Raw genomic sequence first — 15,707 nt, forward strand, 5'->3', positions numbered from 1 at the left:
CATCAGCCGCAGGGGAACACGCCGGTGTCGAGAATCAGTTTGAACGGCTCGGGGAGCTTCAGCTCCTCGCCGTACTCGACTGATGCGAGTACCCGATACGTGCCCTTCTGCGGCTCGCCATAGAGCGTCGCCGTGGGACGACCCGACTGGCACGGATCCAGAGAAGGTAGAACGGCACGCACCACGGCATAACCGTGGGCTTTCTTGATGCGGTCGTGATTGGCGTTGCTCCGCCACGTGACCTCGACAACCAGTTCCGCCTCGCCGACATGCACCCGCCTTCCGCGGCGCAGGGCGCCCCTGGGCACCACGCACAGGTCAGGGACGAACAGGCCGCCCGTCTCCGGGCACGTCAGCCCGAGCGTCTGGTGGACGCCCCAGTCGCAGTTGGGCGGAAGCGCGCCGTACAGGCGTTCGTGAAGCAGTTCAGCGGTGTCGTTGTGCTCTTCGGACGGCGGAGGTGACACGGTGATGATCCCCTCGATGATCTCCACCTTGCTGCCCTCAGGCCACTCCATCTCCTCCCAGAACCGGACGAGGTCGTCCCAGCCCTGCTCGGGATCATGGCTGACGGTGAGTGCGCTCATGGCGGTCTCCTATCGGGGCGTCACCGATCCCAGCATGCCGAACGGGACCGGTGGAGGTCCACCGATCCCGTTCACCCGGAAGAGGAAAGTGCAGGTCAGGCGATACGTTCCAGCACCACCGGCGAGGCGGTGAAGTCCGTGCCGGGCGCCGCGATGTCGTACGAGCCCTCGACCGACTGGAGCGCGTACTCGAAGCGCTCGGGGGTGTCGGTGTGAAGGGTCAGCAGGGGCTGGCCCTCCGTCACCCGGTCGCCGGGCTTGGCGTGCAGCTCGACGCCCGCGGCCGCCTGGACCGGGTCCTCCTTGCGGGCGCGGCCGGCGCCCAGGCGCCAGGCGGCGACGCCGATGCCGTAGGCGTCGAGGCGGGTCAGGACGCCCGAGGAGGGGGCCGTGATCACGTGCTGTTCCCTGGAGGTGGGCAGGGGGGCGTCGGGGTCGCCGCCCTGGGCCGCGATCATGCGACGCCAGACGTCCATCGCGGAGCCGTCGGCCAGGGCCTTCGCCGGGTCGGCGTCCTTCAGGCCGGCCGCGTCCAGCATCTCGCGCGCCAGGGCCAGGGTCAGTTCGACCACGTCCGCGGGGCCGCCGCCGGCCAGGACCTCGACCGACTCGCGGACCTCCAGCGCGTTGCCCGCCGTCAGGCCGAGCGGGGTCGACATGTCGGTCAGGAGCGCGACCGTCCGCACGCCGTGGTCGGTACCCAGACCGACCATCGTGGAGGCCAGCTCACGAGCGTCGTCGAGCGTCTTCATGAAGGCGCCGGTGCCCACCTTCACGTCGAGGACCAGCGAGCCCGTGCCCTCGGCGATCTTCTTGGACATGATCGAGGAGGCGATCAGCGGGATCGCCTCGACCGTGCCGGTCACGTCGCGCAGGGCGTACAGCTTCTTGTCCGCGGGGGCCAGACCGTCGCCGGCCGCGCAGATCACCGCGCCGACGCCGTCCAGTACGGACAGCATCTCCTCGTTGGACAGCAGCGCCCGCCAGCCGGGGATCGACTCCAGCTTGTCCAGCGTGCCGCCGGTGTGGCCGAGGCCGCGGCCCGACAGCTGCGGGACGGCCGCGCCGCAGGCCGCTACCAGCGGGGCCAGCGGCAGCGTGATCTTGTCACCGACGCCGCCCGTCGAGTGCTTGTCGGCGGTGGGGCGGGACAGGGAGGAGAAGTCCATGCGCTCGCCGGAGGCGATCATCGCCGCGGTCCAGCGGGCGATCTCCTCGCGGTTCATGCCGTTGAGGAGGATGGCCATCGCGAGCGCGGACATCTGCTCGTCGGCGACCTCCCCGCGGGTGTACGCGTCGATCACCCAGTCGATCTGCTCGCCGCTGAGCTCGCCGCGGTCCCGCTTGGTGCGGATGACGGAGATGGCGTCCATGGCCATGGGGTTCGGTTCCTTCCGGGGTGCGAAGGGGGCGGGCGGCCCGCCTGGCCCCAAGGGGCTCAGGGGGCCGCCCGGGTGTTACTTGGTGAGGTGGTCCGGCCCGAAGGCCTGCGGCAGCATCTCGGACAGCGGCAGGATCCCCGCCGGGGTCTCCAGGATCAGGTCCGGCCCGCCGAACTCGTACAGCAGCTGGCGGCAGCGCCCGCACGGGACGAGGATCTCGCCCCTGCCGTCCACGCACGTGAAGTGCGTCAGCCGGCCGCCCCCGGTGTTCGCGAGCTGCGAGACCAGTCCGCACTCGGCGCACAGGCCGAGTCCGTAGGAGGCGTTCTCGACGTTGCAGCCGGTGACGATCCGGCCGTCGTCGGCCAGGGCGGCGGCACCGACCGGGTAGTTCGAGTAGGGGACGTACGCACGGGTCATCGCCGCGCGCGCCTCCTGCCGCAGCGTCTCCCAGTCGACCGTCGCGTCCGAGCTCACTTGCCCTGTCCCTTCCGGTACGGCTGACCGTCCGCCTTCGGCATCCGCAGGTGCTGTGCCGACAGCGACAGCACCAGCAGGGTGACGATGTACGGCGTGGCGGTCACGACCTGCTTGGGCACCTCGTGGGTGCCGAGGTACCAGGCGAACATCCCCGCCGAGACGACGGCGGTGATGACGGCGGGCACCAGCTTCTTCTTCCACACCAGGTATGCCGCGCCGAACACCAGCAGGATCGCAAGCAGCAGGATCAGCGCGTGCACGTTGGTCGTGCCGCCGCGCAGGTTCAGGCTGTCGGTGTAGCCGAACAGGCCGGCGCCGAGGGCGAGGCCGCCCGGCATCCAGTTGCCGAAGATCATCGCGGCGAGACCGATGTATCCGCGGCCGGCGGTCTGGCCGTCGAGGTAGACGTTCGAGGCCACGATGGACAGGAAGGCGCCGCCCAGGCCGGCGAAGCCGCCGGAGATGATCACGGCGATGTACTTGTACTTGTAGACGTTGACGCCGAGCGACTCGGCGGCCACCGGGTTCTCGCCGCAGGAGCGCAGGCGCAGCCCGAAGGCGGTGCGCCACAGCACCCACCAGGACAGCGGCACGAGGGCGATCGCGATGACGGTCAGCGGCGACAGGTTGGTGATCAGACCGCCGAGCAGGCCGGCGATGTCGGAGACCAGGAACCAGTGCTTGGTGTTGAGTGTGTCCAGCCAGCCGGACAGGCCCGGTATGTCGAAGGTGCCGAGCGAGTCGATCGGCGGGGACTGCTTCGAGGAGCCCTGGGGGACGTGCTCGAAGGTGAACTTCGACAGGTAGCGGGTGGTGCCGAGGGCCAGGATGTTGATCGCCACACCGGAGACGATGTGGTTGACGTTGAAGGTCACCGTGGCGATGGCGTGCAGGACGGCGCCGAGCGCGCCGCCGATGATGCCGAAGACGATGCCGACCCAGGGGCCCCACTGGTAGCCGGCCCAGGCGCCGAACCAGGTGCCGAGGATCATCATGCCCTCGAGGCCGATGTTGACGACGCCGGACCGCTCGGCCCACAGACCGCCGAGGCCGGCGAGGCCGATCGGGACGGCCAGGCGCAGCGCGGTGGACATCTGGCCGGTCGAGGTGATGCCGTGCGCGCCGGTGACGAGCCGGACGACCGAGGTCAGTACCAGCACGCCCGCGATGATCAGCAGGAGCACCGGAAGGGAGACACGGCGGCTGCCCTTGCCGGGCTGCTTGGCCTGGGGCTTGGCGATGGTCGCGGTGGACATCAGGCCGCCACCTCCTTCTTCTGGACGTTGTTCTGGGCGGCGGCCGCGGCGAGCTCGGCGCCGACCTGCTTCTGCTGGCGGCGCAGACCCCACTGGCGTACGGCCTCGTAGGAGATGACGACCGCGAAGACGATCAGGCCCTGCATGATGGTGGCGATCTCCTTCTCGTACGCCACGGGGGTGGCGTAGTCGAGGGCGGGAGAGGCCTTGTCGAGGAAGGCGATCAGGAGGGCGGCGAAGGCGATGCCGATCGGGTTGTTGCGGCCGAGCAGGGCGATCGTGATGCCGGTGAAGCCGAGGCCGGTCGGGAAGCTCAGGCTGTAGGTGTGGGCGTCGCCGAGCAGCAGCGGCAGGCCGGACAGGCCCGCGACCGCGCCGGAGATCAGCATGGCGGTGAGCACCATCTTCTTGGCGTCCACACCGGAGGCCGCGGCGGCGCTCTCGGACTCGCCGGTGGCGCGCAGGTCGAAGCCGAAGCGGGTGCGGTTGAGCACGATCCAGTAGACGACGCCCATGGCGACGGCGAGGAAGACCAGGCCGTAGATCTGGCCGACGTCGGAGCCGAGGTCGATGCCCGAGACCCAGCCGGACTCCTTCATGGTGCCGGTCGTCATGTTGTTGCCGACCTGCACACCCCAGACGTCCTTCAGGGTGAGGTAGCCGATGAGGCTGGTGGCGATGGCGTTGAGCATGATCGTGGCGACGACTTCGCTCACGCCCCGGGTGACCTTCAGCATGCCCGCGACGCCGGCCCAGAGGGCGCCGGTGAGCATGCCGACGAGCAGCAGCGTCGGTATCTGGAGGAAGGACGGCAGCGCCAGGTGCGCGCCGACGACGGCGGTCATCATCGCGGCGAGCCGGTACTGGCCGTCGACGCCGATGTTGAACAGGTTCATGCGGAAGCCGACCGCCACCGCGAGCGCCGCCAGGTAGTACATCGACGCCTGGTTGATGATCAGCACCTGGACGTCGGAGAACGACGCCTGCTCGAGCATCAGCGTGTACGGCTCGATCGGGCTCTTGCCCGAGGCGATCAGCACGACCGAGGTCAGCAGGATCGCCGCGACGAGCGCGATGACCGGGCCGGCCACCGCGAGGAGCACCCGCTCCTTGTCGAACTTCTTCATCGGGCCTCGTCCTCCGGACCGGCGGTGGTTTCGGTGTGTTCCAGGTGGCCGGACGCGGCGCCCGTCATGGCCGAGCCCAGCTCCTCGGGGGTGATGGTGGCCGGGTCGGCGTCGGCGACCAGCCGGCCGTTGTAGATCACCCGCAGGGTGTCGGACAGACCGATCAGCTCATCCAGGTCGGCGGAGATCAGCAGTACGGCCAGACCCTCGCGGCGGGCGTCCCGGATGTGGTCCCAGATCGCGGCCTGCGCGCCGACGTCCACACCGCGGGTGGGGTGGGCGGCGATGAGGAACTTGGGGCTGTGGCTCATCTCACGGCCGACGATCAGCTTCTGCTGGTTGCCGCCGGACAGGGAGGCGGCGGTGACGTCGATGCCGGGGGTGCGGACGTCGTACTCCTCGACGATCCGTCGGGTGTCCTCCTGGGCGCCCTTGGGGTCGAGCCAGAAGCCCTTGGCGTTGGGGCGCTCGGTGACGTGGCCGAGGATGCGGTTCTCCCACAGCGGGGCCTCCAGCAGGAGCCCGTGCCGGTGGCGGTCCTCGGGGATGTAGCCGACGCCGGACTCCCGGCGCCTGCGGGTGGGCCAGGAGGTGACGTCCTCGCCGAGGAGGGCGATCGTGCCCGTGTCGGCCTGCTTGAGGCCGATGAGGGCTTCGATGAGCTCGCTCTGGCCGTTGCCCTCGACGCCCGCGAGGCCGAGGACCTCGCCGGCGTGGATGGTGAAGCTGATGTCGTCGAGGACGGCCCGGCCGCCCTCGGCCTCCAGCCGCAGCTTGTCGACGGTGAGGACGGGGCGGTCGGTGACCGTGGACTCGGCGGTCTCCGGAGTGGGCAGTTCGCTGCCGACCATCATCTCGGCGAGCTGGCGCGAGGTGATCTCGGCGGGGACGGCCGTGCCCACGGTGGTGCCGCGGCGGATGACGGTGATGTCGTCCGCGACCGACAGGACCTCGCCCAGCTTGTGGGAGATGAAGATGACGGACAGGCCCTCGGCCTTCAGCTCGCGCAGGTTGTCGAAGAGCGCGTCGACCTCCTGCGGGACGAGCACGGCGGTCGGCTCGTCGAGGATGAGGGTGCGGGCGCCGCGGTAGAGGACCTTGAGGATCTCCACGCGCTGGCGGTCGGCGACACCGAGGTTCTCGACCAGGGCGTCCGGGCGGACGCCGAGGCCGTAGCGGTCGGAGATCTCCTTGATCCTCCTGCGGGCGCCGCCGCCGATGCCGTACAGCTTCTCGCTGCCGAGGACGACGTTCTCGAGCACGGTCAGGTTGTCGGCCAGCATGAAGTGCTGGTGGACCATGCCGATGCCGCGGGCGATGGCGTCGGCGGGGCTGCCGAAGCTCACCTGCTCGCCGTCGACCGCGATGGTGCCCTCGTCCGGCTTCTGCATGCCGTAGAGGATCTTCATCAGGGTGGACTTGCCGGCACCGTTCTCGCCGACGAGGGCGTGTACGGTTCCCTTACGGACCGTCAGGTGGATGTCGTGGTTGGCCACGACTCCGGGGAACCGTTTGGTGATGCCCGCGAGCTCTACCGCGATGGTCGGCTGGGCGGTGAGCGGAGGGCTGCTGGACGCGTCGATGGCGACTCTCCTTGGGGAAAGGGGCCGCTCTACGCGCGTAGCGCCCCTGCTTTAAATAGTGCCCGGACCTGATCGACCTTGATTTGTCCTCGATCCGTTCCGAGCATTCTGCCGCGTGAACGGGGTGGGAGTCGCTGTGCGCTTCCACACCCCGTTCCGCCGCCGTGACACTGCCGCCGCAGCGTCGTTCAGGCCATCCCTAAGACAGGCCCGCAACCGTTCGGTCAGGAGTCCTTGACCGTGATCGAGCCGCTCTTGATGCCTTCCTCGGCCTTCTTGATCGCGGCCTGGAGGGCGGCGTTGTCCTTGAAGACGGGGTTGGAGTCGGAGAGGCTCACACCGCCGGTCGCCAGGCTGGCGCGGACCTCGCCGGTCTGGGGCTTGCCGTCCTTGACCGACTTGGCCAGGTTGAAGACGGCACCGGAGACGTCCTTCATGGCCGAGGTGAGGATCGAGTCCTTGTACTTGGCCAGCGCGTCCTGCTTGTACTGGTCGGAGTCGACGCCGATCGCCCAGATCTTGTGCTCGGAGGCGGCCTTGATCACACCCTGGCCGGACAGGCCCGCGGCGGCGTAGACGACGTCGGCACCGGCGTCGATCTGGCCGTTGGCGGCGTTCTCACCCTTGTCCGGGCTGGAGAAACCGCCCTCCGCGGCCGTCTGGGTCAGGTACTGCGACTTGACCGTGACGCCCTTCTTGGTGTCCGCGACGCCCTGCTTGAAGCCCGCCTCGAACTTGTGGATCAGCGGAACGTCCACGCCGCCGATGAAGCCGACGGTGTTCGTCTTGGTCGTCTTGGCGGCGGCGACACCGGCCAGGTAGGAGGCCTGCTCCTCGTGGAAGACCAGGTCCGTGACGTTGCTCGCCTTGATCTGGTTGTCGTCGACGATGCCGAAGGTGGTCTTCGGGAACTTGGCGGCGGCCGCCTTGACGGCCGGCGCGTAGGCGAAGCCGACGCCGATCACCGGGTTGTAGCCCTGCTTGGCGAGAGTCTCCAGGCGCTGTACCTTGTCCGCGTCCGACTCGCCGTCCTGCGGCTCGACGGCCGTGCTCTTGTAGCCGAACTCCTGGTCGGCCTGGTCCAGGCCGGCCGTGGCGGCGTCGTTGAAGGACTGGTCGCCCTTGCCGCCGACGTCGTAGGCGAGGGCGAGGCCCAGGTTCTTGTCGCCGCCACCGGCCGACGTGCTGGACGAACTGCTGCCACATGCGGAAACAGTGACGGCGAGAGCTGCGGTTGCGACACTTGCAACCGCTATACGGGACACCCGGCGCATGGAACGAGACTCCTTCGTGCAAGCGCCCATACCAGGCGCTGGTTCCGCCGCAGCGTAACGCGCGTAGACATGGCGGAAAACCCCTCCTTGCCAGAGTGTTATCCGACCGTTTTGATCCTTCGGTGCCGCTCTGGCCCTGCGCGGGTGTCCGCCGGAGACGCCCACCGGCCCGTGGCAAGGCAGGTCGAGGTCCCGCCGTCGCGGCCGGCCCGCCCGGCGCTCGCGGACACCGTGACGCGGATAGGCCCCGGACCTGTACGGTCCGGGGCCTATCCATCAGCGCTTCGGGCCTGGCGGCGCGGTCACTCGGTGTTGACGGTGACCTTGCCGTCGATGATGTCCTGCTTGGCCTTGTCGACGGCGGCGACGACGTCCTTCATGGCCTTGTACTTCGGGTTGGAGTCGGCGAAGCCCACACCGCCCGACTTCAGGTCGCCGCGCACCTCGCCGGAGAGCGGCTTGCCGTCGACGACGGACTTGGTCAGCTCGTAGACCGCGCCGCCGACGTTCTTCAGGGCCGAGCCGAGGATCCAGTCCTTGTACTTGGACAGGGAGCTCTGCGCGTACTGGTCGGAGTCGACACCGATCGCCCACACCTTGTGCGCGGCGGCGGCCTTGATGACGCCCTGACCGGACAGGCCGGCCGCGTGGTAGATGACGTCGGCGCCGGCGTCGATCTGACCGTTGGCGGCGCTCTCACCCTTGTCGGGGCTGGAGAAACCGCCCTCCTGCGGGGTCTGCGTCAGGTACTGCTTCTCGATCTTGATCTTCGGGTTGACCGACTTGGCACCCTGGACGAACCCTGCCTCGAACTTGTGGATCAGCGGGATGTCCACACCGCCGATGAAGCCGACGTGGTTCTTCTTGGTGGTCTTGGCCGCCGCGACACCCGCCAGGTACGAGGCCTGCTCCTCGTGGAAGACCATGTCGGCGACGTTGTCGGCCTTGACGGTCTCGTCATCGATGATGCCGAAGGTCGTCTTCGGGAACTTGGCCGCGGCCTCCTTGACCGCCGGGCCGTACACGAAGCCGACCCCGATGATCGGGTTGTAGCCGGCCTTGGCGAGCTGTTCGAGGCGCTGCACCTTGTCCGCGTCGGACTCGTTGTCGTTCGGATCGACGTCCCGGCCGCCGATCTTGAACTCGCTCTCGGCCTTCTGGAAACCGGAGAACGCGGCGTCGTTGAAGGACTGGTCGCCCTTGCCGCCGATGTCGTACGCCAGACCGATGCCCTTGCCCGAGTACGTGCCGGAGCCGCCGGTCGAGCTGCTGTCGGCCTTGTCGGAGCCGCCGGCCGAATCGCTGCTGGACTTGCCGCACCCGGCGGCCGCGAGCGCGATGACCGCTACGGTCACCGCGGCTTGGGAGAATCTCGACCTCGATGAGTTCAGACGCACAGCAAGCACCCCTTCTTGCCCACGGCACCGTCGCCGGCCCGTTTTGCCCATGTGCCGCCTCTGGTGGCGATTCCGGCGCACAGTAACGCGCGTAGAGGCGGAGGGAAACGGGGTTTATCCCGGCCGTTACCGAACCGTGCCGACAGCGGACGACCTTCGCGTGCCCGGCGGTCGCGGACGGGTGACACGGACCGGAGGGCGGGGCGCCGGCCGGGCGCCCCGCCCTCCGGCCGGGATCAGCGCGTCGGATGCAGCAGTGCGGCGGCGGTGAACAGCTCCACGCCCACCCTGATGGCGGCCTCGTCGGCGTCGAAGTCCCCCTGGTGCAGGTCGCGCACGGTCCGCTCACCCGGGGTGCGCACCCCGAGCCGGGCCATCGCGCCGGGCACGTGCTCCAGGTACCAGGAGAAGTCCTCGCCGCCGAGGCTCTGCTCGGTGTCCTCCACGTTGGCGGCGCCGCGCCGGGCGACCATGGCGTCGCGCAGCAGTTCGGTCACCACCGGTTCGTTGACGACCGGCGGCACCCCGCGCACGTAGTTGATCTCGGACTTGGCCTTGTGCAGGTTGGCGACCTCGTCGATCGCGGCGACCACGATGTCGGGTGCCTGCCGCCAGGCGTTGATGTCCAGGCAGCGGACCGTCCCGGCGAGCTCGGCGTGCTGCGGGACCACGTTCGGGGCGTGCCCGGACTCGATCCGCCCCCAGGTCACGGCGAGCCCGGCACGGGTGTCGACCCGCCGGCCGACGAGCGCGGGCACGTCGGTGACGACCCGGGCGACGGCGGTGACGAGGTCCGTCGTCAGATGCGGTCGTGCGGTGTGCCCGCCGGGACCGTCCAGCGAGACCTCCAGCCGGTCGCAGGCGGAGGTGATGGGGCCCTGGCGCAGTCCGATCCGGCCGGCGTCGACCCGGGGGTCGCAGTGCACGGCGACGATCCGGCCCACTCCTTCCAGCGCGCCGCTCTTGATGACCTCGGCGGCGCCGCCGGGCAGCACCTCCTCGGCGGGCTGGAAGATCAGCCGCACGGGTCGCGGCAGCAGCCCCTGCCGGTGCAGGTCCGCGAGGACCAGTCCGGCGCCGAGGACGACGGCGGTGTGCACGTCGTGTCCGCAGGCGTGCGCGCGGTCGGGCACGGTGGAGCGGTACGGGCTCTCGCTCTTGGTGTCGGGGATGGGCAAAGCGTCGATGTCGGCGCGCAGGGCGAGCACGGCCGGCCCCCCGCCTCCGGGGTCGCCGCCGATGTCGCAGACGAGACCGGTCCCGGTCGGGAGCACCCGCGGCGCGAGCCCGGCCTTCTCCAGCCGCTCCTTGATCGCGGCGGTGGTACGGAACTCCTGGTTGCCGAGCTCGGGGTGCATGTGCAGGTCGCGCCGGAAGGCGACGAGCTCGGCGTACAGCGCCTCCGGCAGCATGCCGGGAAGGGCGTCCGCCGTGGCATCAGCGGGGAGATCGGCCTCGGACTCTGGGGACATCAGTTGCTTCACCCTCTGAAGGGTAGGACGCCGGGGTGGTCAACTGACCCTAGATCAACAAAAGTTCAACCCGTTAGGGGCAGAAAAGGTGGCCGCCCGGCGCATACGTATCGGCTGGGATGGGTAAACTCGCCCGCCATCGCCGGCCGAGCGGATCACGGAGCCCCGGGAGAGTGGTGTGCATCACACCCCTGGCACCCCGCCCCATTTGTTCGTTTCTCCAGGCATACCACGTCGCACCGGAACCACGCCCGAGATGTTCACCTGCCGGACGTCATCCGGACCCGTCCCGCCCCCGCCGGGACTCCCCGGGGCCGCCCGCGGAAGTCCCGGCGGAGCGCTCAGCCGGCCTGGGCCGTACGGGCGAGGCGGTGCACGTCCCGGGCGGTGCCCGTCACCCCGGACAGGAAGCCCTGGGCCCGGGGGGAGGCGTGCGCCGTCAGCCAGCTCGGGTCGATGTCGCAGACGGTGACGCGTACCTCGGTGCCGGCCAGGGCGAGCGGCAGGGTGTGGACGACGGTGGAGGGGAAGCTGAGGACCGTGCGGCCGATCGGGCCGCGGCGGGCGATCAGTTCCAGGGGGAGCTCGGGGCGGACGATCTGCAGGCCCGTCTCCACGGCCAGCCGGTGCAGCTTCTCGGCACTCTCGCGCCGGTGGGCGAAGTAGCGCCTCGCCCCGTGCGTCCTGGCCAGTGCCCGTACGGCGTCCACGTACCGGTCGCCGTCGACGACACCCGTCTCCACCAGTGACGTGCCGACCAGGTCGGCGCTCGTGGTGACACTCGGCGGGCCGAAGCGCTCACGGGTCCAGGCGAAGCGGTTCGCGGTGACGGTCACACCCCGCGGGGCCTCGTCGATCGGCATGGACGAGAACACCTCCACCCGGCGCTCCCCGCCAGGAGTGAGCCGGCGCCGGGCGGCGGCCGACACCGGGCCGAGGACGAGGTCCCGGGGGCCGCGGCGGCCGCCCTTGCGGTGCCAGCGCACCAGCCGCTCCCCGCGGGCGAGCTGGCCGACGAACTCCATCGTCGCCGTGCCGTCGTCCACTACCACGAGGTCCCGCGCCTTGGTGATCGTCAGCAGCAGCTGCACATACCGTGAGAACGGGTCCCCCATCACGACCCGCTCGGCCCGCCGGAGCGGCCCGGCCAGACCACCGATGGTCCGCAGCGGCGCCCCGGCCCCGCCCCGCGCCTCCTCCCACCGCACCTCGTGACCCTCGTCGCGGGCCAGCTGGGCCATCCGCCGCAGCTGACCGCGGCTCATCGGATCGGTCGGCGACAGCACGACGAGGGTGATCCCGGACTCCGGGCGGGCGCCGGGAGCGGTCCCGCCCGGATCGGGGGCGCCGTCGGCGGTGTGGCCGCGGACGTGAGCCCATTCCAGCACGTTCAGCAGTTGTACCGGGCTCTCGACGAAGGCGAGGGTGTGGGGGCTCATCGGCGCGGGACCGTCCGTGTTAAGGGGCTGGGGCTCACACCGAGACCGGCTCGCCCGCCGCCGCGGCGATCTCCGCCTCGGCGACGACGCCGGTGACACGGCGCAGCTTCTTCATCGGGCCGCGCTCGGAGTCGTAGACCTTCTTCACCCCGTCGCCGAGGGAGGCCTCGATCGTGCGGATGTCGCGGACCAGGCGCTGCAGGCCCTGCGGCTCGACGGAGGCGGCCTGGTCGGAGCCCCACATGGCGCGGTCCAGGGTGATGTGGCGCTCGACGAAGACGGCGCCCAGGGCGACCGCGGCCAGCGTGGTCTGCAGGCCCGTCTCGTGGCCGGAGTAGCCGATCGGGACGTTCGGGTACTCCTTCTCCAGGGTGTTGATCACGCGCAGGTTCAGCTCCTCGGCCTTCGCCGGGTACGTCGACGTGGCGTGGCACAGCAGGATGTTGTCCGAGCCCAGCACCTCCACCGCGTGGCGTATCTGCTTGGGCGTGGACATGCCGGTGGAGAGGATGATCGTGCGGCCCGTGGCGCGCAGGGCGCGCAGCAGCTCGTCGTCCGTCAGGGAGGCGGAGGCCACCTTGTGGGCGGGCACGTCGAACTTCTCCAGGAAGGCGACGGCCTCGGTGTCCCACGGGGAGGCGAACCAGTCGATGTTCTTGCTCTTGCAGTACTCGTCGATCTGGCGGTACTCGTCCTCACCGAACTCCACGCGGTGGCGGTAGTCGATGTAGGTCATCCGGCCCCAGGGGGTGTCGCGCTCGATGTCCCACTGGTCGCGCGGGGTGCAGATCTCGGGCGTGCGCTTCTGGAACTTCACGGCGTCGCAGCCGGCCTCGGCGGCCGCGTCGATCAGCTTGAAGGCGTTCTCGATGTCGCCGTTGTGGTTGATGCCGATCTCACCGGTGACGTAGACCGGGCGGCCGGGGCCGGCCTCGCGCGAACCGAAGGTGCGGATGCGGGAGTTGGTGCTCATGACAGGAGTCGTCCTTACTTGGTGAGGGAATCGAGAGAGGGGCCGAGGATCCAGCTGGCGATCTCTCGGATCGCGCCGTCGCCGCCTGGGACGGTGGTGACCGCGCGTGCGGCGCCGCGTACGACGTCGTGGGCGCTCGCGACCGCCACGGGCCAGCCCACGAGGGAGAAGCACGGGAGGTCGTTGACGTCGTTGCCGACGTAGAGCACGCGCTCGGGCGCGATGCCCTGCTCCTCGCACCACTGCTTCAGCGCGAGGTCCTTGCGGTCGATGCCGTGCAGCACCGGGAGCCTGAGCTTCCGGGCGCGGGCGGCGACGACCGGGTTCTGTTCCGTGGACAGGATCAGCATCCTCAGGCCACTGTCGCGCAGCGCCGCGATGCCGAGGCCGTCCCCGCGGTGCACGGAGACGAACTCCCGTCCGTCGGAGTCGATCAGCACCCTGTCGTCGGTCTGGGTGCCGTCGAAGTCGAGTACGACCGCGTCCACGTCGGCGGCGGTGGGCAGGGCCCCCGGCCGGTCGGCGTCGAACAGCGGTGCCAGCGCGCGCGCCCGCGCCAGGTCGTGCGGGTCGTCGATTTCCAGCACCCGCGCCGGGTCGGTGCGGACGAGCTCCGTACGCCCGAAGAAGCGGTGCCGGTGCGTGCGGAACCCGGACGCCGCCATGGCGTAGGCGGCGCCGGTCTCCAGCAGGTCCTGGGGGCGGTCCTGGCGGCGCGGGCGGAAGGACTTGTCGTGGTTGACGCCGTAACCGCCCTCGGTGGCCGCGGACTCGGCGGCGGCCGCGTCCGACGGTGCGCCGGCGGCCACCGGGTCGTCCGCGGCGTCCCGCCACACGAAGCCGTGGAACGGCGCCACGGTCACCGCGGTGTCGGCGCCGTCCTCGACGACCGCGCCCGCGACCCCGTCGACGTCCTCGCTCCGCAGGAACGGGCTGGTGCACTGCACGAGCAGCACCACGTCCACCGGGGCGCCGTGCAGTGCCTCGTGCGCGTCCATGGCGTGCAGCACGGCGGCCTCGGAGGTGGCGGTGTCACCGGCGATGGCGGCCGGCCGCAGCACCACCTCGGCGCCGGCCTGGCGGGCGGCGGCCGCGATGGCCTGGTCGTCGGTGGAGACCACCACGTCGGTCACCAGCCGGGCCGCCCGGCACTCGCGCACGGCACGGGCGACCAGCGGGACGCCGCCGACGGGGGCGAGGTTCTTCGCGGGGACGCCCTTGGAGCCGCCGCGCGCGGGTATCACCGCGAGCACGCGGCGCGCCGTGGCGCCGGATCCCGCGTCCGGGTGGGCGTCGGTCATGGGCTGCACTCCTTGGTGTGGGACGCGGTCGCTCACAGCTCCCCCATCCGCCGGATCACGGGCGCCACGCGCTGCACGCCGTGGCGGTAGGCGCCGCGGGCGGCATGGCGGAAGATCCGGCGTACGGGGCCGGGCGACCGGTCGGCGGCGGGCGCGCCCGGCAGCGGGCTGCCGTCGGGGGCGAGGTGGTGGCGGGCGAGGACGCCGGGCAGATAGCCGGGGGCCGTGACGGGGGTGTAGTAGGGCTTCAGCGGCGGGAGTTCACCGGCGGCGAGCAGTTCGTCGACGCGTAGGCGGGCCCTGTCGAAGGCGGCCTCGTACGAGCCTCCGGTGGCGACGCCCTGGCGGGCCACCCACCACGGGTCCGGTTCGGGCTCGTGGCCGTCGTCGAGCTGGTCCCAGGAGGCCAGGCAGCCGGAGCCCACGAAGTGGTGGTTGCCGAGCGCCTCCCGCACCCCGAGGTCGGTCAGGACGACGGTGGGGATGCGCCGGTGCAGGGACTCCAGCGCGGCCGTGGAACTCACCGTGACCAGCAGGTCGGTGCGGTCCAGGACCTCGCCCATGTTCCCGTACACCAGGCGGAGGTTGGCGGGCAGGTCCTTGCGCTCGGCCAGCTTCTGGTACGGCAGTTCCTCGATGTGCGTGGTGTGCTCGCCCGGCTTGGAGCGGAGCTTGAGCAGCACCTCGCGCCCGGGGTGCCGGCGGGCGTGCCGGATCAGCCGGTCCAGCAGGTAGGCGCGGTCCCCGCGGCTCTGCGGCACGGAGGGCTGCGCGGCGAAGACGACCGTGTAGGGGTCGTCCTCCGTCCGGTCCGGGGTGTGCACGGCGCCGCCGAGGAACGGCAGCGCCACCTCGGTCACCGACGACGCGTCGGCGCCCACTCCCTCGTACACGGCCCGGAAACGGTCCGCGTCCTGGCGGGAGTTGGCGAGGACGAGGTCGGCGCCGTGCCGCAGCAGCAGACCGTCGGTGAGCTTCTCGTAGACGACGCCGACGTAGCCGGTGACGACCACGGGCCGCTCGGTGCGCCCCTGCCAGACGTGGGCCAGTCCGTGCAGCATGGCCTGGACGCCGCCGCCGACGAGGGCGAGCACGAGGACGTCGTACGGCTCCTGCGCCATCTCGCGCAGGAACTCGGCGGCGGTGACCTCGCTCAGACGGTCCGCGCGGACGCCGACCTCCTCGAGCTGGCGGGGGGTGGGGGTGGCACGGCCCCGCAGCAGGTAGCCGTCGAGCCGGATGTCCGGTTCACCCGAGTCGGGGGAAGCACCGGCGGAAACCAAACGGTTCGCCGTGAGGGCACCCCATTTCCACCGGGTGTCGGAATCCGCGAGAACGGCGACTCGCCGGGACTTCTTCGCACTGGCTGGCACGTCGAAGACCGTAGGAAGGCTTTTCTAGGTTCCACCCAACCCGAACACAACAAACAGTTAACA

General features: G+C 70.5%; 13 protein-coding genes. All 13 read right to left on the bottom strand.

Translation table 11 applies throughout. The features are described from left to right. Positions 1-2: 2 nt before the first annotated feature. The 13 genes from TNCT6_RS11115 to TNCT6_RS11175 all read right to left on the bottom strand — a co-directional run bounded on the left by TNCT6_RS11115 (position 3) and on the right by TNCT6_RS11175 (position 15,644). On the bottom strand, positions 3-587 hold the full coding sequence (locus tag TNCT6_RS11115) for a Uma2 family endonuclease (protein ID WP_141359081.1): 585 nt from the start codon (positions 585-587) through the stop codon (positions 3-5). A 95-nt stretch (positions 588-682) separates the two neighbouring features. Then, positions 683-1,966: a thymidine phosphorylase gene (locus TNCT6_RS11120; RefSeq protein WP_141359083.1), complete on the bottom strand. Its 1,284-nt coding sequence runs from the start codon at positions 1,964-1,966 to the stop codon at positions 683-685. Positions 1,967-2,044: 78 nt separating this feature from the next. Continuing rightward, on the bottom strand, positions 2,045-2,446 hold the full coding sequence (locus TNCT6_RS11125; protein WP_141359085.1) for a cytidine deaminase: 402 nt from the start codon (positions 2,444-2,446) through the stop codon (positions 2,045-2,047). Next, on the bottom strand, positions 2,443-3,705 hold the full coding sequence (locus TNCT6_RS11130) for an ABC transporter permease (RefSeq protein ID WP_141359087.1): 1,263 nt from the start codon (positions 3,703-3,705) through the stop codon (positions 2,443-2,445). Before TNCT6_RS11130 ends, TNCT6_RS11125 begins: the two co-directional genes overlap by 4 nt. Beyond that, a complete protein-coding gene (locus TNCT6_RS11135; protein ID WP_141359090.1) occupies positions 3,705-4,832 on the bottom strand; it encodes an ABC transporter permease in 1,128 nt (375 codons plus the stop codon). The genes TNCT6_RS11130 and TNCT6_RS11135 overlap by 1 nt, the downstream gene beginning before the upstream one ends. Beyond that, the gene (locus tag TNCT6_RS11140; protein WP_141359092.1) at positions 4,829-6,415 is read right to left on the bottom strand and encodes an ABC transporter ATP-binding protein; all 1,587 of its coding nucleotides are present in this window, start codon (positions 6,413-6,415) and stop codon (positions 4,829-4,831) included. Before TNCT6_RS11140 ends, TNCT6_RS11135 begins: the two co-directional genes overlap by 4 nt. 224 nt (positions 6,416-6,639) lie before the next feature. Beyond that, positions 6,640-7,689 carry a BMP family protein gene (locus TNCT6_RS11145; RefSeq protein ID WP_141359094.1) on the bottom strand — a complete coding sequence of 350 codons (1,050 nt, stop codon included), beginning with the start codon at positions 7,687-7,689 and terminating at the stop codon, positions 6,640-6,642. A gap of 302 nt (positions 7,690-7,991) precedes the next feature. Next, positions 7,992-9,044 carry a BMP family protein gene (locus TNCT6_RS11150; RefSeq protein ID WP_141359096.1) on the bottom strand — a complete coding sequence of 351 codons (1,053 nt, stop codon included), beginning with the start codon at positions 9,042-9,044 and terminating at the stop codon, positions 7,992-7,994. 278 nt (positions 9,045-9,322) lie between these two features. Continuing rightward, positions 9,323-10,558, bottom strand: coding sequence for an amidohydrolase (locus TNCT6_RS11155; protein WP_141359098.1), 1,236 nt, complete (start codon positions 10,556-10,558; stop codon positions 9,323-9,325). A gap of 341 nt (positions 10,559-10,899) precedes the next feature. Continuing rightward, positions 10,900-11,997, bottom strand: coding sequence for a hypothetical protein (locus tag TNCT6_RS11160; RefSeq protein WP_141359100.1), 1,098 nt, complete (start codon positions 11,995-11,997; stop codon positions 10,900-10,902). A 34-nt stretch (positions 11,998-12,031) separates the two neighbouring features. Next, positions 12,032-12,970, bottom strand: coding sequence for an N-acetylneuraminate synthase family protein (locus TNCT6_RS11165; RefSeq protein ID WP_141359102.1), 939 nt, complete (start codon positions 12,968-12,970; stop codon positions 12,032-12,034). Positions 12,971-12,984: 14 nt separating this feature from the next. Continuing rightward, entirely contained in the window at positions 12,985-14,271 is a 1,287-nt protein-coding gene (locus TNCT6_RS11170; RefSeq protein WP_141359104.1) for an acylneuraminate cytidylyltransferase, read from the bottom strand. 32 nt (positions 14,272-14,303) lie between these two features. Beyond that, complete coding sequence (locus tag TNCT6_RS11175) at positions 14,304-15,644, bottom strand: DUF6716 putative glycosyltransferase (protein WP_141359106.1); 1,341 nt, start codon at positions 15,642-15,644, stop codon at positions 14,304-14,306. Positions 15,645-15,707: the final 63 nt, after the last annotated feature.

Origin of the sequence: Streptomyces sp. 6-11-2 (assembly GCF_006540305.1) — a bacterium.
Lineage (GTDB): Bacteria > Actinomycetota > Actinomycetes > Streptomycetales > Streptomycetaceae > Streptomyces.

Coding starts and splice junctions, on each gene's coding strand:
- TNCT6_RS11115 (WP_141359081.1), bottom strand. CDS start 587: ATGAGCGCACTCACCGTCAGCCATGATCCCGAGCAGGGCTGGGACGAC.
- TNCT6_RS11120 (WP_141359083.1), bottom strand. CDS start 1,966: ATGGCCATGGACGCCATCTCCGTCATCCGCACCAAGCGGGACCGCGGC.
- TNCT6_RS11130 (WP_141359087.1), bottom strand. CDS start 3,705: ATGTCCACCGCGACCATCGCCAAGCCCCAGGCCAAGCAGCCCGGCAAG.
- TNCT6_RS11135 (WP_141359090.1), bottom strand. CDS start 4,832: ATGAAGAAGTTCGACAAGGAGCGGGTGCTCCTCGCGGTGGCCGGCCCG.
- TNCT6_RS11145 (WP_141359094.1), bottom strand. CDS start 7,689: ATGCGCCGGGTGTCCCGTATAGCGGTTGCAAGTGTCGCAACCGCAGCT.
- TNCT6_RS11155 (WP_141359098.1), bottom strand. CDS start 10,558: ATGTCCCCAGAGTCCGAGGCCGATCTCCCCGCTGATGCCACGGCGGAC.
- TNCT6_RS11160 (WP_141359100.1), bottom strand. CDS start 11,997: ATGAGCCCCCACACCCTCGCCTTCGTCGAGAGCCCGGTACAACTGCTG.
- TNCT6_RS11165 (WP_141359102.1), bottom strand. CDS start 12,970: ATGAGCACCAACTCCCGCATCCGCACCTTCGGTTCGCGCGAGGCCGGC.
- TNCT6_RS11170 (WP_141359104.1), bottom strand. CDS start 14,271: ATGACCGACGCCCACCCGGACGCGGGATCCGGCGCCACGGCGCGCCGC.